11 protein-coding genes are annotated in these 26,200 nt (G+C 39.4%); 8 read left to right on the top strand and 3 right to left on the bottom strand.

Annotated elements, in window-relative coordinates; translation table 11 throughout:
• The first annotated feature begins 50 nt into the window (after window positions 1-50).
• From EYS08_RS12265 to EYS08_RS12250, 4 genes are all read left to right on the top strand, one after another.
• Window positions 51-326, top strand: coding sequence for a hypothetical protein (locus EYS08_RS12265; RefSeq protein ID WP_244215941.1), 276 nt, complete (start codon window positions 51-53; stop codon window positions 324-326).
• A 3-nt stretch (window positions 327-329) separates the two neighbouring features.
• Window positions 330-725, top strand: coding sequence for a DUF983 domain-containing protein (locus EYS08_RS12260; protein WP_131030313.1), 396 nt, complete (start codon window positions 330-332; stop codon window positions 723-725).
• A gap of 75 nt (window positions 726-800) precedes the next feature.
• Window positions 801-1,460, top strand: a complete 660-nt coding sequence (locus EYS08_RS12255) for a DUF2461 domain-containing protein (RefSeq protein WP_131030312.1) — start codon at window positions 801-803, stop codon at window positions 1,458-1,460.
• 69 nt (window positions 1,461-1,529) lie between these two features.
• Complete coding sequence (locus EYS08_RS12250) at window positions 1,530-2,369, top strand: OmpA/MotB family protein (protein ID WP_131030311.1); 840 nt, start codon at window positions 1,530-1,532, stop codon at window positions 2,367-2,369.
• Here EYS08_RS12250 and EYS08_RS12245 read toward each other — a convergent pair.
• On the bottom strand, window positions 2,362-2,550 hold the full coding sequence (locus EYS08_RS12245) for a hypothetical protein (protein ID WP_131030310.1): 189 nt from the start codon (window positions 2,548-2,550) through the stop codon (window positions 2,362-2,364). The genes EYS08_RS12250 and EYS08_RS12245 overlap by 8 nt on opposite strands.
• A 223-nt stretch (window positions 2,551-2,773) precedes the next feature.
• Window positions 2,774-5,365: a hypothetical protein gene (locus EYS08_RS12240; RefSeq protein ID WP_131030309.1), complete on the bottom strand. Its 2,592-nt coding sequence runs from the start codon at window positions 5,363-5,365 to the stop codon at window positions 2,774-2,776.
• A 240-nt stretch (window positions 5,366-5,605) separates the two neighbouring features.
• On the opposite strand from EYS08_RS12240, the gene EYS08_RS12235 reads away from it, so the two are divergent.
• The 4 genes from EYS08_RS12235 (at window position 5,606) to EYS08_RS12220 (ending at window position 25,173) form a co-directional block, all read left to right on the top strand.
• Window positions 5,606-19,072, top strand: a complete 13,467-nt coding sequence (locus EYS08_RS12235; RefSeq protein WP_131030308.1) for an Ig-like domain-containing protein — start codon at window positions 5,606-5,608, stop codon at window positions 19,070-19,072.
• A gap of 37 nt (window positions 19,073-19,109) precedes the next feature.
• Window positions 19,110-20,111 (top strand): PorP/SprF family type IX secretion system membrane protein, encoded by a 1,002-nt coding sequence (locus EYS08_RS12230; protein WP_131030307.1) that lies wholly within the window; start codon window positions 19,110-19,112, stop codon window positions 20,109-20,111.
• Between the two features lie 8 nt (window positions 20,112-20,119).
• Window positions 20,120-22,120 carry an OmpA family protein gene (locus EYS08_RS12225; RefSeq protein ID WP_131030306.1) on the top strand — a complete coding sequence of 667 codons (2,001 nt, stop codon included), beginning with the start codon at window positions 20,120-20,122 and terminating at the stop codon, window positions 22,118-22,120.
• A gap of 254 nt (window positions 22,121-22,374) precedes the next feature.
• Complete coding sequence (locus EYS08_RS12220; RefSeq protein WP_131030305.1) at window positions 22,375-25,173, top strand: lantibiotic dehydratase; 2,799 nt, start codon at window positions 22,375-22,377, stop codon at window positions 25,171-25,173.
• Here EYS08_RS12220 and EYS08_RS12215 read toward each other — a convergent pair.
• Window positions 25,170-26,033, bottom strand: coding sequence for a sensor histidine kinase (locus EYS08_RS12215; RefSeq protein ID WP_165456446.1), 864 nt, complete (start codon window positions 26,031-26,033; stop codon window positions 25,170-25,172). The two genes, EYS08_RS12220 and EYS08_RS12215, sit on opposite strands and share 4 nt — an antisense overlap.
• Window positions 26,034-26,200 lie beyond the last annotated feature (167 nt).

The raw sequence follows: 26,200 nt of genomic DNA, 5'->3' as shown, positions 1-26,200 counted from the left end.
TTTATGACATAATTTTTGCCACCCTCCGCTCGTTTAATCTTATATTTGCAATGATGAAGAAGACATTCACTTTTATCTTATTTTCAATTGCTTGTGTATTGCTGTTCTCTGCAAATGTACAAGCGCAATGTGCCATGTGCAGCATTAATGCAGAGCAGGGCGTGAAAAATGGTAATACGGTTTCAGCAGGTTTAAATACCGGGGTTTTGTATTTATTGGCTATTCCTTACCTAATGGCAATGATTGTTGGCGTAGTGTGGTATAAAAAATTCCGTAAGAAAAATGTGGAATTAAACATGAAAAAAGAGCCCTTTCATTTAAATTAGCACATGTCGGGTAAAACCTCAAAACTTTCGGCAATTGTTCATTGCAAATGCCCACACTGCCGTAGAGGTGATATATTTACAGGCAGTATGTATGGCTGGAATATTCAGCACACCAAAGAAATTTGCAGTTATTGTGCCCAGCGGATAGAGATTGAACCTGGTTATTTCTATGCTGCTATGTATGTAAGTTATGCGATGAATGTAATCGAAATGCTTTTTGCCAGTTTTATCACCTATTTAATTTTCGGTCCGCTAACCGATGAGACCTTCTGGCATTATCTGATTGTTATTTTTGCAGGCTGTTTTATCCTGTATCCGTTTAATTATCGCTATTCGAGAATTATACTGCTCCATATTTTATCGCCGAACATTAAGTATAAACCTTATTACGATAAGTAGTATTGGTTAATCGTTTAAATCGTATAAATTGATTAATTGTTAAATTAAGCGATTAACCAATTAACCCAGTGCCGTATGTTAAAAAAAGAAACCCTTAGTTTTATAAAAGACGTAGCGGAGAATAATAACCGCGAATGGTTTGCCGCCAACAAAGAAGTTTATGAAAATGCAAAGGCTGATGTACTCGAACTTGTAGCAAACATTATCCCAGAGTTGGCCAAAGTAGATCCAATGCTTCCGGCAGAGATGGATCCAAAGAAGTGCCTTTTACGCATTTATCGTGATGTGCGCTTCAGCAAAAATAAAGATCCTTATAAAAATAACTTCGGCATATGGTTCTCTACCAAAAAAGGGGGGAATGAGCCCGGTTATTATCTGCATATCCAGCCAGGGAAAAGCTTTATTGCCGGTGGATACTGGATGCCAGATGCGCCTCATTTAAAATTGATCAGACAAGAGATTGATTATAATATTGGCGATTTTAAGGAAATTATTAACAACGCAGTCTTTAAGAAAAACTTTAAACTAGGCGTTGATAATGCACTTAAAAATGCACCCAAAGGTTATGATCCAGCAGATCCGAACATCGAATTTTTAAAGTTGAAAAGCTTCGAGGCCACCACAAAAATCAATGACGAAGAATTTTTAAAACCAAACCTCGTTAATAAGTTAATAAGTTCTTTTATAACAGTACAACCATTAGTTGCATTTTTACGGAACGCCATTGATCAATAACCAGCAATAATCAATGTTCAAACTATAAAAGGTCTAGATACCTGATACTCAAATCTTGATAATAAAAATATGAAAAATACCTTTCTTGCATTTGCCGTTCTCCTGTTTATTTCTTCCCTAAGCTCATGTGTTGTTTTATCGCCTAAAAAGTACAAAGCCTTATTGGGTACTAAAGATTCACTGTATACTGCTTTTAATGAGGGCTTAATTAAGATCGAAAACTTAGAAAAAGAAGTAAATAAGCTTAAAAAAGATACAACCTTAATGGCCGAAGAACTTCGCGATCTGCAGAACAATTACAATGAAATGGATGCAAGCTATAAAAAGCTTAAAAATAATTCGTCATCAGAAATTACCAAACTATCTGGAGACTTAGCTGCCCGCGAAAAACGTTTAAAAGAAGTAGAAGAAGTTTTGCGTAAACGTGATGAGGCAACCAATGCATTAAAAGAAAAACTTCAGCAGGCTTTATTGGGTTTTACCAAAAGTGGTTTAACCGTAGAGATTAAAAATGGTAAAGTTTATGTTTCGCTAACGGATAAACTATTGTTCCCTTCCGGAAGTATTATTATTGATGAAAAAGGTAAACAGGCCTTAACACAGCTGGCAAAAGTATTAAAACAACAACCAGAAATAAATATTGCTGTAGAAGGCCATACCGATAACCAGAAAATAAATAACCTTGGACAGATTAAAGACAACTGGGATTTAAGTGTATTGAGGGCTACCTCTGTAGTACGTTATTTAACAGAAAATGAGAAGGTAGAAAGTGTAAGGATGACGGCTACAGGTAAGGGCGAATTCCAACCGTTGGGTAGCAACGCAAATGCAGATGGAAGAAGCAAAAACAGAAGGATAGAGATTGTACTTTCTCCTAAGCTGGATGAACTTTATAACCTGATTAAATAAGATATAAATATAATACGCTATCGGTTGGTGTCTCACCAACCGAAATATAAGACATTTTAAGCATAATTTCTTTGTGGTTAGAAAATGAAAGTGCAGCAGTTCTTGGCAGTTTCAGTCCCGCTTTCCCTCCTGCCAATTTTGAAGGAAAATCGGCATCCGTTCCAATCGGGTTTAGGAACAAAGGCTTGTGCACTCTGCGAACCCGAAAATGAAATACTCTTTTGGCCACCTAGCCCCTGTTGCAGCGTTACCCTGCAGCAACGAGGCAGCGAAGCGTAAAAGTGTAAAACGGGAAGAAACTTAGTGTTTTATACAGGCCTTGCGCTCCATAAAAAAAAGCATTTTAGACTTAGGAAATGAATAACCTGCGTTTGGAAAAAACATTGCAACGATTGTAGGGCTTTTTATAGGCTTTGGTGCCGGCGGTAAGATTTTAAAATCTTAAAGGTATGCTCGAACTCGTGACTGCTTAGGTTAGAATAATCGGGCATAGAGAGTTTATGTACCGTTAAAAAGTTTAGCAGTTCTTTAATTACGTTCGATACTTCTTCTGATTCTTCGGTATGTTTTAGGGTATCTATCTTACTTAATAACAGGGCAATCTCAAATACCTTAAAATCATTCTTTTTCGTAATACCCAAGCCGATATTAGTTTCTATAAGTGCTTGTTCGTAATTGTGTGTAGCATTGTAAAAATTGGCTTTAAACACACTAAAGCTGGCCAATATAAAATTGGTATAATAGGTGTAATCGCTGCTGATGATTTTATCAACAAATTGTATAATGCGCTGCGCTTTTTTAAAATAGTTGAGCTTGATATAGGTTTGACCTAAATGGAGCAATAAAAAAGAAGAGAAAACGGAATATCTTACATAAAAAATATTGGGGTACTTACTCAAAATAGCCATGATAAAGCGGTGGCATTCTGCATAGCTTTTTTGAGAAAATAAGGTAATCAATACCAAGCGGTAAGAGAGTATTTCGGCAGAAGTAATTTCTTCGTTTTTCTGCGGTTTGCTCTGATCTATCTCCTGGCAAAGTTTTATTATTTTATCTTCTAGGGTTTTACTCTCGTTAGGTTTATTAACCAGGTTATTGTAGAAATAAAGAATTAAATCATATGGATTAATTGGGAACAGTTCGTTTAATCTTTTGTAGTTCCGCTTTAACAGCTGCATGGTATTGGCTAAAGCTACTTTATCCACATCAATAAGATTAACGTTGCATTCTATTACATGCAGCATAATCTGAATGTCTTCGTTGAGTACGTTCTCTGAAATGGTTTTGATGGTTTCCTTATACAGGTTGCTCATGGTTCGCCCTGTGGCCATAATATCGATAAAATCGACACCAATGCTTAACTTATTGAAATTAGAATTGGGTTTGCCAAGTTCGTATTTAGATACATAACAGATAAAATCGAAAGCACTGTTTTTTTCACTGTTGGTAAATGGCAGCCTGAAAATGTTTTTTAATGCTGCAATCTCATTTCTGGTGATGCAGAACCTAATTGCCCAATTAAGTATATAGTCTCTCAGTGAGGTTTGGCCAGGGAAACTGATTAATATATGCTCGAAAAATGATTTACAAGGCCTGTATTCAAACTTATCAGTGATCTGTATAAATAGGAAATAGGTATAAATATCGTCGTTTAAAAAGCGGACAATTTCTGTAGGGATGGCTGTACTTAATCTTTTTTCTTCGATGATAATCCCTGCATGTAAAAGTTCTTCGTATGCATCGGGATAACAGTTGATATAACTTAGGATTTTTTCTTTAGAAACCCTTAATTTTTTATTTCCTTCTGAAATGCTATCACTTATTTTTTTAAGGAGAAATACTTTTTCGGTGCTTTTTTTTGCCAGAAATACGCGTTTCTCTAAGAAATAGCTGATTAATTCATAACGTAATAAAGGATTATTCAGCTCAAGGTGGTGGTTCTCATCTTTGAGCTTGAAATAAACCTGTAACCAGAATGGTGTTTTAAACTGAGTTAATAGGGGCAGGCTTACATCTGCCCGGTTGATAATTTTGTTTTCTATATTGCTTAAGGTGTAGAGTACCTCATCAACATTTAGCGATGGTACATTACTTAGGGTTTCCTCATCATAAAATAAGCCCGTATACCAGGCTTTAGTTAAAGATGCAGAACCGTAAATAGCAGGCTGAAGATTAATCCAACTATTCGTTCGCAGGCCAAATGCGAGTTTAACAAAGTTGTTTTCTTCAATGCTATATAAAAAGTCGATAAACGTTTTAAAATAATTACTTCTTGCTAAATGTTCATCAATACCGTCAACAATAATAATAAAACGGCCTTCTCTCTTTTCGGGATTTTTTTTGAAAAAACTGATTAACTCGGTAAGACTCCCGAATTTAAATTCTTTTAAAAACCAGTCTTTTAAAGTGTCTCCGTTTTGGATGATGGTATTAATGCTGCTAGAGTTAACCAATAAAACGATATCGTTCTTGTAGAGGGCATTTTCTGATAAGAAAAAATACTCTACCATGTGTGCGAGCATTATCGATTTTCCCTGACCGGGTTGAGCACTTATGGTGGTAAACTGGTAGTTGTTTTTTAAGAAATAATCAAAATCGGGATAAAAAAAACTTCTGTTGGCGGTAGCATTAAATGGAATGCCTGAATTATTTTTATTTGCAATTAACGATATCTCTGTAATGGCATGTGCTTTTAGCTTTAAATCTTGCCAGATACTTTGAACAGAGCTAGTTTGGTTTTCCTTGTCTTTACAAAATGAGTCCCAATCGTTATAGCCTATATATTGTGATAAGCTATTTAAAGTAAACAAGGAGAATTTATGTAAGGTGTTCGCAAAGCCAAAGAATCGTTTTATGGTTGTTTCACTTACGTAGTTTTTGGTTTCTTGAAATACATACTCGGAAATAATCTTACAATGAGCTGGGTCGATATTTCTCAAACCAGATTTTATAAGGACAAACTTCCTGAGTTCGATAAGGAGATCGTTAGCATTCATTAATTAACAGATGGGATGACTAGCGCTAATGTCATCATAATTTCACAATTGAGGAAATCTATTCACCAAGAATGCCCTGTATGAATAAAATGAATGAAATGGGTTGCATAAAAATGAATAGCAATGGATAGGATAGGATGACATTCTAGATTTAGATTTGTCATAATTATATAATGCCCTAAAAAACATTTACCAAACAAGCATTAGTAACCTAGTAAGTCTCCTAAAATAACGCCTGACATGATGAAAACTCATACTTACTCGTCCCGGATAGGGATAATTAGCAATACCTTAATTGCAATCATCATTCTATTAACGCTCTTCTCCGCTAAATCGTATGCGCAAACTAAAATATTTGCCAATACCGTTACAAAGTCGGATCACGTAACCAGTGCAACAAATGCAACGTTAAACAACAATACTTTTGCATCCGTTAATTCGTATGGCGGAATTGCTGTTGGTATAGGGTCGTATAGTGGCGAGCTGGAATTAAAGTATCCGGCTTCGGTTGCTGCGGGAGTAACATCCTATATCAGAATAGATTTTGACGGTGATATCCTGAACAGGTTACTAGGCGGTAGTTTAGGTACTTTGTTGGCTAATGTAGGTGGGACAGTAATTCTTGGAAACCATTCGTTCCAGGTAGGTGCCAGAAACGGTGCTACAGCAGTACCCCCAACAGGTGGGAATAGTGTAGACGGGTTTTCGGCAGATAATTTACGACTGGTAAAAGATGCAAATGGTTTCTTTTACATTGCAATAACCCCTACACAGGCTTACGATAGGGTGTTTATAAAAGATGTAACCAATGCGCTTTTGCTTTCAGTTTCTAATAGTACAAAGGTTTATTATTCATTTTATACTTCAGGGACTGATCCTTGTGCGCAAGCATTTACTACAGGATATGAAGGCACAGGTATTACACTTGATGCCTTGCAGTTGGGCAGTTCGGGTGTAACCAATAGTGAAAGGGCTATTGATGCAGATCCAAACAATTATTCTCAACTAAGTTTAGGCGTTCTCGGCGTGACTTCGTCCATTAGTCAAAATTTTTATTTTACAACACCATCAAATGCCGGTGATGATTTTAACCTAAGATTAAGCTCTAGTCCAGCATTATTAACCGCTGGTGTTTTGCAAAATATTTCGGTAACGGCTTATAATGGCAATACCCAAGTTTACACCTCATCGGTATCAGACTTATTAAATTTAGATTTACTCGGTTTGTTAAATAGCGGACAAGCCGCATCGATACCATTTTCTCCAGGTGTACCTTTCGATCGGGTTAAGGTTACGCTCGGTTCGTTACTTACCCTAAACCTGACACAAACCATTAATGTTTATGGCGTAACCCGCTCAGCAGGCAGGCCAACTTTCACTTCGCCAGCAAGCAATGCAATTGCCGCTTGTTATAATAGTACTGTAGCTTTAAATGCTACTACTCCAAATACCAACGAGCTCATTTGGTACGATGCAGTAGAAGGTGGTACAGCATTGCAAACGGTTGCCTACAATGGTGCCTATACCACGCCTGCATTAACCGCAACTAAAACTTATTATGTTTCTGCTAGAAGATTAGGCTGTACAGCAGAATCGGCGAGGGTTCCTGTTGTAATTACAGTTAACCCAGAAATTATTTTTAATGGAGCAACATTAGCCAACGCTACTCCAGGTTTTGCTTATTCTAAACAACTGGATGTAGCTACAGGCGGAACAGCTGGTTATACTTATGCTTTAGCAGCAGGGAGTACATTACCAGCCGGTTTAACTTTATCATCAACAGGTGCAATTACTGGGACACCAACTGTAGCGAATGCTTACACTTTTTCAGTTGTTGCAACTGATACGAAAGGCTGTGAAGCAACTGCAACTTATAATTTAACGGTAACGGCAGCCTTGGTACTTACTCCAGGCGCATTGCCTGATGGTTTAACAGGAACGGTTTATCCAACGCAAACTATACCGGCTGCAACCGGTGGAACAGGGCCGTATACTTATACTGCAACCGGTGTTCCCCCAGGTTTAACTTTTGATCCAACAACAAGGGAAATTACCGGGACACCAACTCAACCTGGAATATATACTATACCAGTTACGGTTGTTGATGCGAACGGTAATACCATTACTTCGAATTATACTGTAAAAATTACTGATCCTTTATTATTGCCTACAGCAACTTTAGCCGATGGGACTACAGGAACAGTTTATCCTGCGCAGATTATTCCAAGTGCAACTGGTGGAACAACACCTTATACTTATTCGGCAACAGGTCTTCCTCCTGGCTTAACATTTGACCCATCAACCAGGGCGATTACTGGTACACCAACAACACCAGGAACCTATACCGTACCAGTTACGGTAACCGATGCTGATGGAAAAAAGGCAACTACAAATTATAGCATTAACATAAACGACCCGTTGTTGTTACCGGCTGCAACTTTGCCAGATGGAACAGAGGGTGCGGTTTACGCAACGCAAACTTTACCGGCTGCTACAGGCGGTGTTGGTCCTTATACTTATGTAGCCACTGATCTTCCTGCAGGATTAACATTTAATCCAACAACAAGAGAAGTTACTGGTACACCAACTCAGGCAGGTAATTATGCAATAAGTGTTACGGTTACCGATAGTCAGGGTAAAACAGCAAGCAACACTTACCCAATTAAAGTAATTGGTATGTTAACCTTGCCAACAAAAACTTTACCGAACGGAATTGTTGGTACTTCATACTTACCACAAACGTTACCTGCGGTAACAGGTGGTACTTCGCCATATACTTATGTAGCTACGAACCTTCCTCCGGGATTATCTTTCAACCCAACCACAAGAGAAATTACGGGAACACCAACACAAGGTGGTACCTATAATGTTTCTGTAACCGCTACAGATGCCAACAATAATAAAGCAACTACCACCTACGCAATAACTGTAACAGTTAATGCTCCAGTTGCGGCGTCTGCTACAGTATGTACCGGAAGTACTGCTACTTTAACAGTAAGCAACCTTCAGGCTGGCGTAACTTATAACTGGTATGCATCAACAGGAAGCACGCCATTAGTAACCGGCAATAACGGTACCTTTGTAACACCTGCAATAAGCTCAGCAACTGTGTTTTATGTAGAGGCCGTTTCTGGAACAGCAATCAGTTCGAAAACATCGGTTACAGTTTCGGTTAACCCACCTGCAACTTTAGCAACAGTTACTACCAATAACCAGGTAATCAACTCCGGACAAACCACAACATTAACTGCAACTGCTGATGCTGGAAATACCATCGCTTGGTTTGATGCCGCAACAGCAGGAACACAAGTTGGAACAGGAACATCATTTACTACACCGGCTTTAACAGCAACCAAAATTTATTACATCGAAACTACAAGCAGCAATGGCTGTAAAAGTGCAAGCCGTGTTCCGGTAACTGTAACCGTAATTAACGGCGGCGGTGCAACAGCTTGTAATGCAGCTAATGGCCAGAATACAGGTATTAATGGTATCTGCTTATTATGTGGTATAAATGGTGCAGGTAACTCAACAGATGCCGATGCCAACAACTTCACCAGGATTTCTCTAGCTGTAGGTGTTGCTGCAACTGGTTACCAACAATTAATTTTCCCATCCACAGGTGTTGCTACAGATAGTATCCGTTTAGATTTAGCTTTACCGACCGGTTTAGCTGATGTTGGTCTTTTAAATAATGTAACGGTAACCGTATTAAATGGTTCTACGGTTGTAAGAACAGTGCAATTAAACGGTGGATTATTAAATCTTCAACTTTTATCTGGAAATCGTTTTGCAGCAACTGTTTTAGCAGGAGGCATTTACGATAGGGTTCAAGTTAGTTTTGGTGCATTAGTTACGGCTTTAACCAGCTTAGATATTTATGGTGCAACCGTAGTTTATCCTAACCCAACATTTATTACCGGTGCACAATCCATCTGTTCAGGCAGCACTGCAACATTAAGTGCAACTGCAAATGGTGGCACAACCTTAGCTTGGTTCGATGCGCCAACAGGCGGAACCCAAGTAGGTACGGGTGCAAACTTTACAACTCCGGCCTTAACTGCAACAACTACTTATTATATTCAGGTAAGCAAAGGAACTTGTTCAAATACAACAAGAGTTCCGGTGGTTATTACCGTTAACCCTGCAATTGTATTTGCAGGCACAACTTTAACCAATGCAACAATTTCATCTCCTTACAGTAAACAACTTCCGGTAGCTACTGGTGGTACACCAGGTTACACTTATGCATTAGCTGCAGGTAGCACTTTGCCAGCTGGTTTAACTTTATCGCCTAGTGGTTTGGTAAGCGGAACACCAACAGCAACAGGCAACCCAACATTCGATGTTGTAGCAACTGATACAAAAGGTTGTAGCACAACTGCAACGTTTACTTTAACCGTAACACCAGCATTGGCTTTGGCTCCAGGAGCATTGCCTAACGGTGTAACGGGTACAGCCTATACTACGAACGGAATTCCAGCTGCAACAGGTGGAACCGGACCATATACTTACTCAGCTACTGCTCTTCCTCCAGGATTGACTTTTGATCCGGCAACGAGAGAGATTACAGGTACGCCAACTCAAATCGGAACATTTACTATTCCAGTAACCGTAACAGATGCTAATGGCAATACCATTACGTCTAACTATACACTTAAAGTAACTGATCCTTTGGTTTTACCAGCGGCAACTTTAGCTAACGGAACCACAGGGACAGTTTATCCTACCCAAACTATTCCATCTGCAACAGGCGGATCAACACCTTATACTTATGCGGCAACTGGTCTTCCTCCGGGATTAACCTTTGATCCGGCTACAAGGGAAATTACAGGAACACCTACACAATCTGGAACTTTCACAGTACCGGTAACGGTTACCGATGCTGATGGAAAAACAGCAACCAATAATTATACAATCGTTGTGGTTGATCCTTTATTGTTACCAGCAGCAACCTTGCCTGACGGAACAGAAGGAACAGTTTACGCTACCCAAACCCTACCATCGGCAACGGGTGGTGTTGGCCCATATACTTATGTAGCAAGCAACCTTCCGGCTGGATTAACTTTTAATCCAGCAACAAGAGAAGTTTCGGGAACACCTACACAGGCCGGAAATTATTCGATCAGTGTTACCGCTACAGATAGTGAAGGCAGAACCGCAAGTAATGCTTATGCACTTAAAGTAATTGGTGTTTTATCATTACCAGGTGCAACTTTACCAAACGGTATTGTAGGTACACCTTACCCAACACAAACTTTGCCAGCGGTAACAGGTGGAACAGCACCATATACTTATTTAGCCACAAACCTTCCTCCAGGATTAAGTTTTAATACAGCAACAAGAGAAATTACAGGAACACCAACTTTAGGCGGAACCTTTACGATTTCTTTAACTGCAACAGATGCAAACGGAAACAAAGCAACAACAGCCTATAGCTTAACTGTAACGGTTGATGCACCAGTGGTTGCTGCTGCTACAGTGTGCTCTGGAAGCCCAGCTACATTAAGTGTGAGCAATTTGCAGGCTGGTGTAACCTACAACTGGTATGCTTCTACCGGAAGTACACCATTGGTTACCAATAACACAGGTATTTTTGTAACACCAGCAGTAACTGCTCCAACAGTATTTTATGTGGAAGCGGTATCAGGAACTGCAGTAAGTTCCAGAACTGCGGTTAATGTTTCAGTTAACCCACCAGCAACTGTGGCAACGGTAACCACGAACAGCCAGGTGATTAACGCCGGACAGTCTACTACTTTATTGGCAACAGCTGATGCTGGAAATACCATTCAATGGTACGACGCTGCTACAGCCGGAACACAGGTAGGTACAGGTACTTCATTTACTACGCCAACATTATCGGCAACTACTACTTATTATGTAGAAACTACAAATGCCAGCGGTTGTAAAAGTGCAAGCCGCGTACCAGTAACTGTTACTGTATTGAATAACGGTGGTGGTACTGCATGTAACGCTGCTAATTCGCAAAATTCTGGTATAAACGGAATTTGTTTATTGTGCGGTATAACTGGTGCAGGAAATTCTACTGATGCTGATCCTTCTAACTTTACCAGAATATCTCTTGCAGTAGGTGTAGGTGGGTCTGGTTACCAACAATTAATTTTCCCAACAGTTGGAACAGCTACAGATAGTCTTCGTTTAGACTTGGCATTACCAACTGGTTTAGCAGATGGTGGTCTATTAAACAATGTAACTGTTACCGTATTAAATGGCACTACAGTTGTAAAAGCAGTACAATTAAACGGCGGACTATTAAATCTTCGCCTTTTATCAGGTAACCGTTTCACTGCAACTATACTAGCAGGTGGCGCTTACGATAGGGTACAAGTTAGCTTCGGCGCATTAGTTACGGCTTTAACCAGTTTAGATGTTTATGGTGCAACGGTGATTTATCCTAACCCTACGGTAACCGCAGGTGCGCAAACCATCTGTGCCGGAAGTACTGCAACTTTAACTGCAACAGCAAATGGTGGTACAACATTAGCCTGGTACGATGCCGCAACTGGTGGTACAGAGTTGGCCACTGGCGAAACATTTACTACACCAGCTTTAACTGCTACCACAACTTATTACATTCAAGTAAGCAAAGGAACCTGTGCAAATGTGACCAGAGTTCCGGTAACTGTAACGGTTACACCAGCATTACCAACACCAGTATTGGCAACAATAGCTAATGTTTGTGAAGGATCATCGGCAACTTTATCGGTTGCCAATCCAGATGCTGCTGTAACTTATAAATGGTACGATGCTGCAACTGGTGGGAACTTAGTATTTACTGGCGCGGTATTCCCAACTCCGGCATTAACAGCAGCAACTACTTATTATGTAGAAGCATCTCAAGGAAACTGTACAAGCACTACACGAGCTGCAGCAGCAGTATCAGTAAATCCGCGTCCGGCTTTACCAGTAGTAACTGCAAGTTCATCAACAGTTAGCGCAGGTCAGACTGCAATTTTAACAGCTAGTTCTGCAGATGCAACCAATACTTTCAACTGGTACACTTCTAATACTTCAACAACACCACTGTACGTAGGTGCAACTTATGTTACACCGCCATTGTTGGCAACTACAACTTATTATGTAGAATCTGTTTCTACAAATGGTTGTACTTCAGCAAGCCGTGTTCAGGTTACCATTACAGTTGATGGCAATGGATCTCCAAATCCTGTTCCTTGCGAGGCTGCAACCACACAGGTTAATGGCGTTAACGGTGTAGCTTTATTATCTGGCGTGTTTAACCCAGCATTGGCGATTGATAACGATACCCAAACCGCATCTTCATTGGTAATGCCAGTAGGAGCGCTTGGTGCATCAGTTTATCAAAGAGTTGGTTTTGGTTCATTATCTAAAGTAGGTGATACAGTACGTGTTTTAGTATCATCTCCAGGAAAACTATTATCACTTTCGTTATTAGGAAACGCTGCAATTACTACTTATGTTGGAACCAACAGTAATGGTGATTCGAAATTGTTAAATGATAACTTAATCAATATTCAATTGTTGAGCGGTAATACCCAGGCGTTAATCACTTTTGTTCCAACGAATGTTTTCGACGGGGTAGAGGTTAGGTTAAACTCAGGTTTATTAGGTGCTTTAACATCAATCAATTTAAATTACGCACAACGCATTTTGGTTGCGCCTACAGTAGCATCAGCAAATGTTACGGCTTGTGTGGGCCAAACTGCACAGCTTGAAGTAAGCAACCCATCGGCAAGCTTAACCTACAGATGGTACGATGCTACAGGTACATACTTAACCGGTAAAGACGGTATCATATTTACTACACCAGTTTTAACAGGCGACACTAAATTCTACGTTGCAGCAGTTTCTGCAACTGGTTGTGTGAGTTATAAAACAGTAGTAAATGTAACTACAAACCCAGCTCCGGTAACACCCGATCTACTTTCAGCATCTGTAAATACCTGTCCTAATACATCAGTTACTTTCCAGGTTAAAAACCCAATTGCAGGCACAACCTATAACTGGTACGATGCTGCAACAGGAGGGAACTTAGTATTCACAGGTGATAACTTTACAACGCCTTTAATTACTGCAAATACCAGTTATTTCGTCGAGGCTGTTAATGGCTGTGGTTCGTCATCAACCAGAACAGAAGGTCAAATTATATTAGGAACCATTGATGTTCCGGTAATTACACCACCATCAATTACCATTAGCGAAGGATCGGTTGCGGTATTAAAAGCAACTTCGAGTACAGCAGGGGCAACCATTAACTGGTACACTACTGCAAATGGTGTAGTTCCGGTATTTACTGGCGAAACTTATGTAACACCGCAATTAAGTGCAACCACTACATATTATGTAGAAGCTACTATTCCTGGTGGCTGTACTGCAACAAGCAGAGCAACTGTAACCGTTACTGTAATTCCTAACGGTAATCCGGTAACTACACCTTGTGGAGCGGCTACAACAACAGTTGCAAGCGGTGTAACAGGAGTAGCTGTATTGGCTGGAGTTTACAACCCAACATTTGCGGTTGATAACGATATCAACACTGGATCTAGCTTGGTTATCCCTGTGGGATTACTTGGTGCATCTGTTTATCACCATGTTGGTTTTACAGGTTTATCAAATGTAGGCGATACTTTAAGAGTGAAAATTACCACTCCAGGTGTACTGCTTTCGGTAGGGGTATTAAACAACTTAACGGTAACTACTTTTCAGGGTACAACCAGCAATAACGACGCGGTTTCTATCTCTAACCCACTAATCAGCTTAAAATTATTAACAGGCAATACATCTGCTATATTAACTTTTGTGCCAACCAGTAAATTTGATGGAGCAGAATTGAGATTAAGCTCAGGTCTCCTTGGGGCATTAACATCTGTTAATTTAGATTATGCACAAAGGGTAATCACTACACCAACAGTTACAGCAGCTACAGCAAGTGCTTGTCAAGGATCATCTGCAACCTTAAGTGTTCAGAACCCACAAGCAGGTGTAGTGTACAAATGGTACTCAGGCGCAACTTATCAAGCAGGAAAAGATGGAGCAACTTTCACAACAGATCCAACTTTAACTGCTGGAACTTATACTTATTCGGTAACAGCTACGGCTAACGGTTGTGAGACTGTAGGAACCAATGTAGTGGTAACTATTTTAGTTCCACCAGTAGCACCGATTCCATCAACTACCAACCCGGCTACAACTTGTATCGGCTCACCTGCTACCTTAAGTGTACAGGCCGTTGCAGGAGTAACTTATAACTGGTACGATGCAGCTACAGCCGGAAACATGTTGGTAACCAGCAACAGTAGCTTTACTACATCTGCATCACTTGCAGCAGGAACATACGATTATTATGTTGAAGCGGTAAGTGGAACAGGTTGTTCAAACTCAACACGTACTAAGGTTTCTATCACTGTTAATCCATCAGCTGTTGCTGCCGATTTAACAGTAACCGGAACAACATCATTATGTACTTCTGGTACAGCAGTACTTACAGCAGCGAGTACAACAGTAACCAGTCCGGTATTTACCTGGTACACTGATGCCGCTTTAGCACAGGTTGCTTTTGTTGGTGCAGTATTTAATACACCAGCCATTACCGTAACTACCAAATATTACGTTACCGTTAGCGGAACAAATAAATGTGCAAACACAACTGGTAATGCACAAGAAGTTACCGTAACGGTAAATCCTGTTGCTACGCCAGCTGATATTAACCTAGCTGGAACGAGTACCATTTGCGGTGGCTCTTCAGTTACTTTAAATGCAACGAGCACAACCGTAACTAACCCGGTATTTACCTGGTACAGTGATGCGGCTTTAACTACAGTAGCATTTACTGGTGCTAACTTCGTTACGCCGGTACTTACTGCAACCACCACTTATTATGTAACGGTTAAAGGCGATAATAAATGTGAGAATACAGCAGCTACTGCAAAATCAATTACTATTACGGTTAATCCTGCAGCTACTGATTCAGACATGGCAATTAACGGAATTGCATCAATCTGTAAAGGATCTACAGCTGCACTGTCTGCTTCAACAACAACAGTAATCAATCCTGTATTTACTTGGTACAGCGATGCGACTTTAACTACAGTGGCTCATGTAGGTGCTAGCTTTACTACACCTGCACTTAATGCAACTACTACTTATTATGTAACTGTAAAAGGTGATAATAAGTGTGAGAATTTAGCTGCAAATACTAAGGTTGTTACCGTAACAGTTAAAGAGTTTGCAACTTCTGCAGATATTGCAGTAAGCAATGCTCAAATCTGTTCAGGTTCTACCGTAATGTTAATGGCTTCGAGTACTACGGTTACTCAACCGGTATTTACCTGGTATAGCGATGTATCATTAACAAGTGTGGTATTTACCGGTCCAACTTTCACAGTAACTGGTTTAACTGCCACTACTACTTATTATGTAAGTGTTAAAGGTGCAAACAAATGTGAAAACAGTGCTGCAGATGCTAAAGCGGTAACAATAACTGTTAATCCTTTAGCTACCACTACCGATATTATTCTTAGCGGAAGCACGGTGGCTTGTGCAGGATCATCGGCAGTATTAACTGCAACATCTCCAACCATAACCAACCCAGTATTTACCTGGTACAGCGATGCTGCTTTAACTAATGTAAGTTTCATCGGTGCAACATACACTACACCAGCCTTAACCAGCACTACTACTTATTATGTAACTGTTAAAGGCGATAATAAATGTGAGAATGCACCTGGTACTGCCAGGGTAATTACAATAACTGTTAGTCCGGTTTCTACCGCTGCCGATATAACAGCTACTGATGCAACAATCTGCTCAGGATCTGGTACTACCTTGGTAGCAAGTACAACAACCGTAACCAACCCAACATTTACCTGGTACAACGATGCTGCTTTAACTTCAGTAGCTTATGTAGGTACATCATTCGTTACCCCGGTATTAACGGCAACAACTAAATACTATGTTACAGTTAAGGGAGATAACAAATGTGAAAACTCAGGTATTACTGCAAAAGTGGTAACTGTAAATGTTAATCAGGGTGCAACAGCTGCAGATATTACCTTATCAACACCAACATTGGTATGCGGATCAGGTACAGCAGTAATTAATGCAAGCTCAACAACAGTAACCAGTCCAATATTTACATGGTACAACGATGCTTCATTAACAAGTGTTGCCTTTACCGGACCAATATTTACCACACCGGTATTAACAACCACTACTACTTATTATGTAACTGTAAAAGGCGCTAACAAATGTGAAAACACTGCAGCAGATGCGGCAGCGGTAACCATTAATGTTAACCCGATAGCAGTTGCAAGTGATATCGTTGTAAATGGATCAACAAATATTTGCGGAGGATCTGCAGCAGTATTAACGGCAAGTAGCACAACAGTTACTAACCCGGTATTTACCTGGTATACCAATGCAACGTTAACTGATGTAGCTTTTGTAGGTGCAGTATTTACCACACCAACTTTAACAGCAAACACTACTTATTACGTAACTGTAAAAGGCAACAACAAATGCGAAAGCAGTGCTGCTACAGCTAAATCTGTTAATATTGTGGTGAACTCGGTAGCTTCAGCAACTGATGTTACTGCAACAGATGCAACTGTTTGTGCAGGATCGTCAGCCAGCTTAGTGGCCAGCACTACAACAGTAACCAATCCAATATTTACCTGGTACAGCGATGCTGCTTTAACAACACCGGTATTTACAGGAGCAACCTTTAATACACCAGCATTAACTGCAACAACTAGATATTACCTAACTGTAAAAGGCGATAACAGATGTGAAAGTTCTGCTGCTAATGCGAAAGAGGTTACTGTTAATGTAAATGACGGAGCAACAGCAGCTGATATTACATTATCAACCCCAGCTAATATATGCGGTTCTGGAACGGCAGTTATCAATGCAAGTTCTGCAACGGTTACCAACCCAGTATTTACCTGGTACAATGATGCCTCATTAACAAGTGTGGCGTTTACCGGACCAATCTTCACCACACCGGTACTAACTGCAACCACTACTTATTATGTAACCGTTAAAGGTGCCAATAAATGTGAAAACACTGCAGCTAATGTGAAAACAGTAACCGTAACTGTTAATCCAGGTGCTGTGGCAACAGATATCACAGTAAATGGATCAACTTCAGTTTGTGCAAGTACAGCCGCAACATTAGCAGCAACAAGCACAACGGTTACCAACCCAATATTTACCTGGTATAGTGATGCTGCCTTAAATACAGTAGTATTTACTGGTCCAGTGTTTACTACACCAGTATTAACTGCAAGTGCAACTTATTATGTAACGGTTAAAGGCGATAATAAATGTGAGAATACGACTGCAACAGCAAGAGCAGTAGCCATCACAGTAAATGCATTACCAAGCAACCCAGTGGTATCTGCTCCAAATGGAGGCATATGCGCAGGTGATGGAGCCACCCTAACAGTAACGAATGCAGAGGCAGGTGTTACTTACGAATGGTACAGTGCAGCGGTTGGTGGTAATTTATTATTCACTGGCACAACATTCAATGTAACAGCCTTAGCTGCAACAACAGATTACTATATTTTAGCAATCGCAACAGGTGGTTGTAATAACAATGGTGGTCGGGTTAAAGTAACAGTTACTGTTAACGCAAAACCAACAGTACCAACGGTAGCTTCAACATCGGTTAATGTTTGTACCGGAAGCCCAGCTGTATTAACGGTAACAAGTCCTCAAACAGGAGTAACATACAATTGGTACACTGCAGCTGTGGGCGGAACATTAGCTGGAACAGGCGTAAACTTTACTACTCCTGCGGTTAATGCAAACATTACATATTATGTTGAAGGAGCAAACGGAACTTGTATCTCATCATCTAGAACACCGGTAAATGTAATTGCACTACCAGTACCAGTTGCACCAGCATCGGTAACAGCAGCAAATGGAACACTTTGTGCAGGTAGCTCAACCATATTAACGGTTAATAATCCGGTAACAGGATTAGTTTACAGATGGTACGCTGCAAGCTCTGGAGGTACTGTACTAGCAGAAGGCATAACCTTTACTACACCAAACTTAACTGCTACCACAATCTACTACGTAGAAGCAATAGCTGTGGGTGGTTGTGCAAGCCCAACAAGAACAGGCGTTACGGTTAATGTACTGCCGGTATTAGAAAAACCAGTAGTTGTGGTGCAAAGCACAACGCCAAACAGTGTAACCTTTGCATGGGCTGCGGTTGCAGGTGCTACCGCTTACGAAGTTTCTCAAGATAATGGCTTAACATGGGTAAACCCAACAAGCGGATCAACCGGAACAACTTACTTAGTAGCAGGCTTAAAACCAGATCAAAGTGTAACCATTATTGTACGGGCCAGAGGTCAGATTGAGTGCCAAACCAGTGCAAATTCTACTCCGGTAACTGGTAAAGCAGCTAATCCTTTTGGAGATCAGGTTTACATACCAAATGCATTTACACCGAATAACGACGGTAAGAATGATACCTTCTTAATCTATGGAAATACCATATCAAGCGCCAAAATGAGTATTTTCACACAATGGGGTCAATTGATATTCCAATCAGATAATGTAGCAAACGGATGGGATGGAACTTTCAAAGGAGTAAATCAACCGGTTGGAGTTTATGTGTACATGGTTGATATTACATTCACCAATGGAACAACATCATTAAGAAAAGGTACAGTAACGCTGATTAGATAAGAAGAGGATTAATAATAAACAGATAAAATCAAAGACCATGAAAATACTATCGGCTTTAAAAATATATGTTGCAGTGCTAGGATTGCTGCTGTGCACAGCTAAGTCCTATGCACAAACTGATCCGCATTTTTCACAATATTATGCAAACCCGTTATATCTTAACCCGGCCTTAACTGGGGTAATAGACGGCGATTACCGTGCAACTGTAAATTTTAAACAACAATGGAGCGCACTAAATAGCTCTTTTTTAACCGGCGGTGCATCTTTTGATATGGCGCCGAAAAAGAACTTCGCATTTGGTGCAACAATTTTAAACCAAAGGGCTGGGGAGTTAGATTTTAACTACCTGTCTGCCCTGGTATCGGGTTCGTACCGTTTAAGGTTTGGTGCCGAAGGTTTACAGATGGTGAGCTTTGGATTACAAGCAGGTATAATTAACCGCAGTTTCGATTTCTCTCAGGCCAGGTTTGGTAACCAGTTTAATCCAATTTCAGGTTATGATGGTGGTATGATGAGCGGCGAAACTCTTTCATCTCAATCCTCTTTGGTTCCTGATGTAAATGCAGGTATCATGTTTTTTGATGGTAACCCCAACAAAAGTGTAAACGTTTTCTTAGGCGCAAGTGCAGCACACTTAACCCGCCCTATGGATCGTTTCTCTGGTTCAAATTCACGTATCCCTGTTCGTTTTACTGCACATGGCGGTGCGAGGATCAAGGCTTCAGAATTATTGGATATTGTACCCAATGCATTGTTTATGTACCAGGGTAACACAAACGAGGTATCGTTAGGTGCTTATGCACAGCTTAACGTTAATCCATCAGCAAACATTTTGTTTGGTGGTAACTATCGTAATAAAGATGCTGCTATTGCCTTTGTTGGCCTACAGTTAAAGAATATGGTTTTCGGGTTAAGTTACGATATTAATACCTCTACTTTCAACCGCGCTTCTAACAGTAACGGTGGTTTAGAGCTTTCGATTTCCTTAATTGGCCGTAACGGTCTTATTGGTCCAAACTTCTTTTGTCCACGTTTATAATTAATCAAATGAAAAAAATATTACTCTTTTTGTTAGTGGCATTTGGCGGTTTTGCAAACGCACAGTATGTGGTGAATTATAAAAAGGTTGCAGATACTTATTTCGAAAATAAGGATTACTATGCAGCATCTACTTTTTATAAAAAAGCCTTAAAAATTACTGGAGACAGTACCCAGGCCATTTTACCGTACGGTATGGAAAGGAAATCAGCTACTGATGATAAAGTGATAGACGATTATGAAGGATCGATTTATAACCTTGCAGAATCTAGTAGGTTGTATAGGGAATTTAACGAGGCTGAAAAATATTATGCCATAGCGATCACCTTCACCAATACACGTTTTAGAAAGGCGCTATATTATTATGCAGAAAGCTTAAGGGCAAATAAAAAATTTAACCTGGCTATCGATGCTTTTCAGCAGTTTATCCAAAAAAATCCTGGTGATGCTTTAGTAAAAGACGCTCAAAAAGAAATCGAATCGTGCAAATTTGCGATTGAAGAAATGCGTTTTCCACGCATGGTACAAGTTAAAAAAGTACCTGGTAATGTAAATGGTTTAGGCTCTAATTATGCTCCAGTTAAAATCAACAATGAGTTGTATTTTACTTCATCCCGTCCGGTTGCTGTAGGTAGTAAAAAAGACATGGTTAAAACAGATGCTGGAGAAGTTCAGGTATCAACTAAAACCAATCCATTCCTAAATAATATTTATGCAGCTAAGGGCGAATTATCTTCGGCTGATATTGCAGTAAGAAAAATCGATATCAGTTTCCCTAAAAACATGGAAGTTGCTGCTGCTGCTTTTACTCCTGATGGAAGTACAGTGTACTTTACAGCTTGGAAGGATAAAGAAAAATATGCCATTTACTCTTCTAAAAAAACAGGTGATAAATGGGCAGACCCACTGCCAGTTGGTTTACAGGTAAACAGTAAAGATTTTAATTCAACTCAACCATTTGTAACCAGCGATGGTAAATTCCTGCTTTTCTCATCTGATAGAAGCGGTGGTTATGGTAAGTACGATCTTTGGTATTGTACCGTTCGCGAAGATGGATCTTTAGGGCAGGCAGTAAACTTTGGTCCAACCATTAATACTGAAGATGATGAACGTGCACCATATTACAACCCATTAACGAAAAAGTTATTGTTCAGTACCGATGGTAGAATAGGTTTTGGTGGTCTCGATTTCTTTGAATCAGAAGGCGATCTTGTAGATTGGACCAAGCCAAAAAATGCAGGTTATCCATTTAACTCATCAAAAGATGATCTTTACTTTACTGCAACAGATGATAAGGGAACAAAAGGATATATCAGTTCTGATCGCGAATCATCATGCTGTTTAGAGGTATTTGAAGTGGAAAAAGGATACTTCTCAATTGCAGGTATTTTAACTGACTGTAAAACTAAATTGCCATTAGCAGGTGCAAATGTTACACTTACCAATGCAGAAGGTGCTCAGAAAATTACAACAGGCACCGATGGCGTATACAAATTTAAAGTAGATTCGAAAAGACCAATCAAATTGCTTTTTGCGAAAGATAATTATTTCGCAATTACTAAAAACTATCCTTACGAAGAATTGGCAAAAGCAGATACCTTAATTTATAAAGATTATTGCTTAAGTCCTTTCAAGTTAGGTATCCCAATGGCTTTGGATAATGTTTATTACGAATTTAACAGTGCCGAACTTACCGAGCCTTCTAAAAAAGTATTAGACTTCCTAATTCCGATTATGGAAGATAATCCCGAAATGGAAATTGAGTTGGGTTCTCATACCGACAATATCGGAACCGATGAGTACAACTTAGATCTATCCAACAGGAGGGCTAAATCTTGTACCGATTATTTAGAAAGTAAAGGAATTGCGGCTGCTAGAATGACTTCTAAAGGTTATGGAGAATCAATGCCAATTGCACCAAACGAAATCGTAGTGAAACGCAAGAAAAAGGATAATCCCACAGGAAGAGCTAAAAATAGAAGAACAGAATTTAAAGTAACCAAAAAATAAATACAATTAACATCCCGGTGAGCCATCTTCCTGAAAAGAAGATGGCTTTTTTGTGCGCTGGTCTGGATTTATAGTCCACTAAATGTGAAATCCTTATAGAAGGGATTGCAAATCCCGACTAACCGCAGACCTATGTACCACTGAATTTTTAATCCACAATTGTAGGATTGTGCGTATGGAACTGCAAACTGAAAACTGTCAATTGATAACTTTTTAAATTAATCTTTGTATTTTTCGCCTATCATTTAAATTCAATGCAGCTTAATATCCAACCAACAATAATTTTTAGAACACCTAAATTTTCATATCAATCTGAACTGGTAGATTGTTGGGAGGAATTAAAATTGGCCATTTCAATATCTTCCAAAGCTTTTTACGAAACGATAAAAGAAGTAAAGGCAAACGAACTAAAAGATCTTCCACCTAAAGTTTATTTTACCATCTGGAAATATTTTAACCGTGCAAAATTCCGGTCAACCCCTTACGGAACTTTTGCTGGTTTTAGTTTGTTAAGTAACGCGATTAAGCAATCAGAAAGCCGAATAGTAGTTGAAGAAACCCAAAACGTACGCGAACTGGTAGATTGGCCTTATAAAAATAATATTCAATTGCCATTGGCAGAAGTGCTGCGAAAGAACTGCCTCATATTTAGTAACAGCAGTTATTATTTAACACCCAACAGTATCCGTTATATAGCCTGTACCGATGGTGTTTTTGAACTTGCTGAGTTAGATCAAGACGACTTTGTAAAGCAAATATTGGCTGCTTGCTTAACACCGATTAGGCTTAACGATCTGGCAAAACAATTAAATTTAAATGATGCTGAAACTGAAAACCTTTTTGGTTTACTACAGGATATGCACGATTTACAGCTTGTTTTTACCAACTACGACCCCAATATTATAGGTGATGATTATTTTGAACGTTTAGGGATTACTGCTACGGCTGAGTTGCCAAAATATCTTATCGCCGAACGTAAAGTTTTATCGGGTAGTATTAGTGAACGTTTGTTTCAGGCTATTCCGGGTTTGATCAATATGCTCCATGGTGTGATGCCCGCAAAAGATCGAGATGCCCTTAGCCAGTTTCAGATCAGGTTTAAAAAGAAATTTGAAGATCAGGAAGTACCACTTTTATTGGCACTAGATCCCGAAATGGGTGTAGGCTACCATGAGCTGGAGCAAGCTGGTCAAAATAGCGAGTTTATCACACGCTTCAATACTAAGCCGCCGAAAAAACCAGAGACAGAAAATATTAAAACAGCTTTAAAAACTTATCTGACAGAACAAAACTTTGAAAAAGGTAAAACTGTTTATCTGAACAAACTTACCTTGACGCCGAATCAGAAGTTAGCAGCTTTACCAAATTCATTCAGCATGGTAATGTCTGTTCATGACGATTTGATTTTTATCGAACAGATAGGTGGAGCAACATCAAATGCATTAAGCGGAAGATTTACAATGGCAGCCGATGATGTAACACAGTATGCTAAAGAGATTGCGGGCGCAGAACAACAAGCAAACCCCGAGGTGCTATTTTTTGATGTGGCCTATATGGTGGAGGCCAATGTAGATAATGTAAACAGGCGAAAACTGATTTATGGACATCAATTATCAATCTTAAATTTTGATACCTCATCATCGCCACTTGCCTTAAATGATATACAGATTTCAATTCATGGTACAGAGATTATTCTTCGCTCCAAGCATTTAAATAAACGGCTCGTACCAAGAATGGCTTCTGCGTACAACTACATCCGTTCAGATCTTTCTGTATTTAGGTTACTGTGCGATTTGCAACATCAAGGCTTACAAACAAATCTTTCCTTTCCACTTGATACTGTTTTCCCTGATTTGGATTATTATCCAAGGTTACAATATCAAAATATTGTTTTAAGCAGTAATAAATGGAGGGTTAAGAAAGAAGCCCTTTTAGGTGCCGATCAAAAGTCGCTATCCGTCGACAACTGTAGGTCATACCTGAGCAATTTAGGTGTTAGCGAATATTTTAAAGCAGGTATATCCGATCAAACATTATGCTTTGCACTACAAAAGGACGATGATATAAATGCTTTTCTGCAATACCTGCAAAAACATGGAAGTACTTACATAGAAGAAATGTTACTGCCCCAAAACAGCATCGTGGTTGATGAAGCAACTAAACCCTATTTAGCTCAGTTTGTTTTAAGTATAGGTCATGGCGAACAAATTTATCGCGGTTTGGCTAAAACATCGGCAAATGCTCAAGTAACACGATTTTTCCTACCAGGTAAAGAATGGCTGTATTTCGAAATTTATTGCCACCAGCAACGCGGTGATCAGATTTTGGCAGAAATAATTGCGCCCTTCATCTCCAATCATACTGATCAGGTTAAATCGTGGTTTTTTATTCGCTACAATGAAATTGGAAACCACATCAGGTTTAGAGTTCAACTAAACAATCCAAGGGATGGGCAGCTGTTAACATCAAAACTCATGGATGATCTGGAATTGTTTTTAAATTCAGGTTTGGTGTCTGATGTACAGATTAAAACCTATAAGCGTGAGTTAGAGCGTTATGGCAGCAACATGATTGAAGATGTTGAGCAGCATTTTGCCGTAGATAGCGAATTTGTATTATCGCTTTTAGAAACTCAGACCGATGATTTCAACAAATATAAATTGTGTAGCCTTTTAATTTCTAATATTATCGACTCTAACATTATAGATAAGCTGGCTATCAATAAGATCGTGAAATTAATGTCTGATAGTTTTAATGAGGAACATCGATTAGATGCTGCCGATTTTAAACAATTAAACAACTATTATCAGGAGTTTCGTAAAACAGAATGGACGGTATTAACAACAGCGCAGGCGCAGGGCTTCGATGAGTTTTCGGATTCGTTTATCAAAGTTCTTAAACAATGTGCTCCCGAAAACGCACTAAAGCTATTAACCGATTTAATCCATATGCACGTAAACAGACTTTTCAGCAGAGATCAGCGGACACATGAAATGATAATGTACTATTTTCTGCTAAAAGATATTCAGCGTCAAAATGCAATGAAAGCTTAACGGTTTAACTTGGCCAAGGGGTTAACAACAGCTACACTTATTTCAGTAATATACCGGTTAAGCGGGTCTTTGTAATACCTGAATATATAATCATTGCCATAGAAACTACTAAGACGCTTGCCTATATTTTCAATTCCTACATGATGGCTTTCGGTCTGTTTGCCCTTATTATCATTAATCATGTTTATGGTACTGATATTAAGGTTATCCTTTTCGTAAGCAATTTTAATAAGGGCCGGTTGAGTAGAGTGAGAAACATTTCCATGCTTAAATATGTTCTCAACCAAAGTTAATAAGATAAGCGGTGGAAATCTTAATCCGAACATATCGCCCGTTACCTCAAGTTCCAGATTAATTGTGTTAGCCGTTCGGAGTTTATGGAGATTGATCAGGTGTTCAATTTGCTCAATTTCTTCACTTAGTGGAACCATCTCTGATGCTTCAGGACGTTTTAAGGCATAACGCATCATTTCGGCCAGATTCATAATTGCATCTGCTGCCATAGGTGCCTTTTTGCGGGCGTCGTTATAAATAAAGTTTAAAGTATTAAATAGAAAGTGTGGATTGATCTGACTCCGCAGATAATTATTCTGCGATTGCACAAGGTCGTTCTCCAATGCCTGTTTTTCTATTTGGGTAACTAGGTTTTCTCGTTCTAATGCTTCTACTTTCTTCTGATCCTGAAATGATTTGATAATATAAACATAACCGGTAGCCAATACTATGTACGAAATTGCCCGGTACAGACAAGATAATATGAATCTGACACTAATAAAATTCCACGATTCGTGGGGTATTAAGCCGATGTTGCCAAATATTAATACAAGAATATAACTTAAAGTAATATACGCCAGAAGCATTATTATAATTAGAAGCGGAATCTTGACAAATTTGAGATAGTCATTTTTCTCGCTTGCAATTTTCTGTAGTAAAAATGCTTGAGAATAGAAGATACTTACATTGGCGATATACACCAGTAAGTAGATTCCTAGAGGCTGAAATTTTGTCGAAAAACCTAGACTTAAGA

This window comes from Pedobacter kyonggii, assembly GCF_004310665.1.
GTDB classification, from domain to species: Bacteria; Bacteroidota; Bacteroidia; order Sphingobacteriales; family Sphingobacteriaceae; genus Pedobacter; species Pedobacter kyonggii.
The sequence above is the reverse complement of the archived record's forward strand: the minus strand, read 5'-3'. Positions and strand labels throughout refer to the sequence as shown.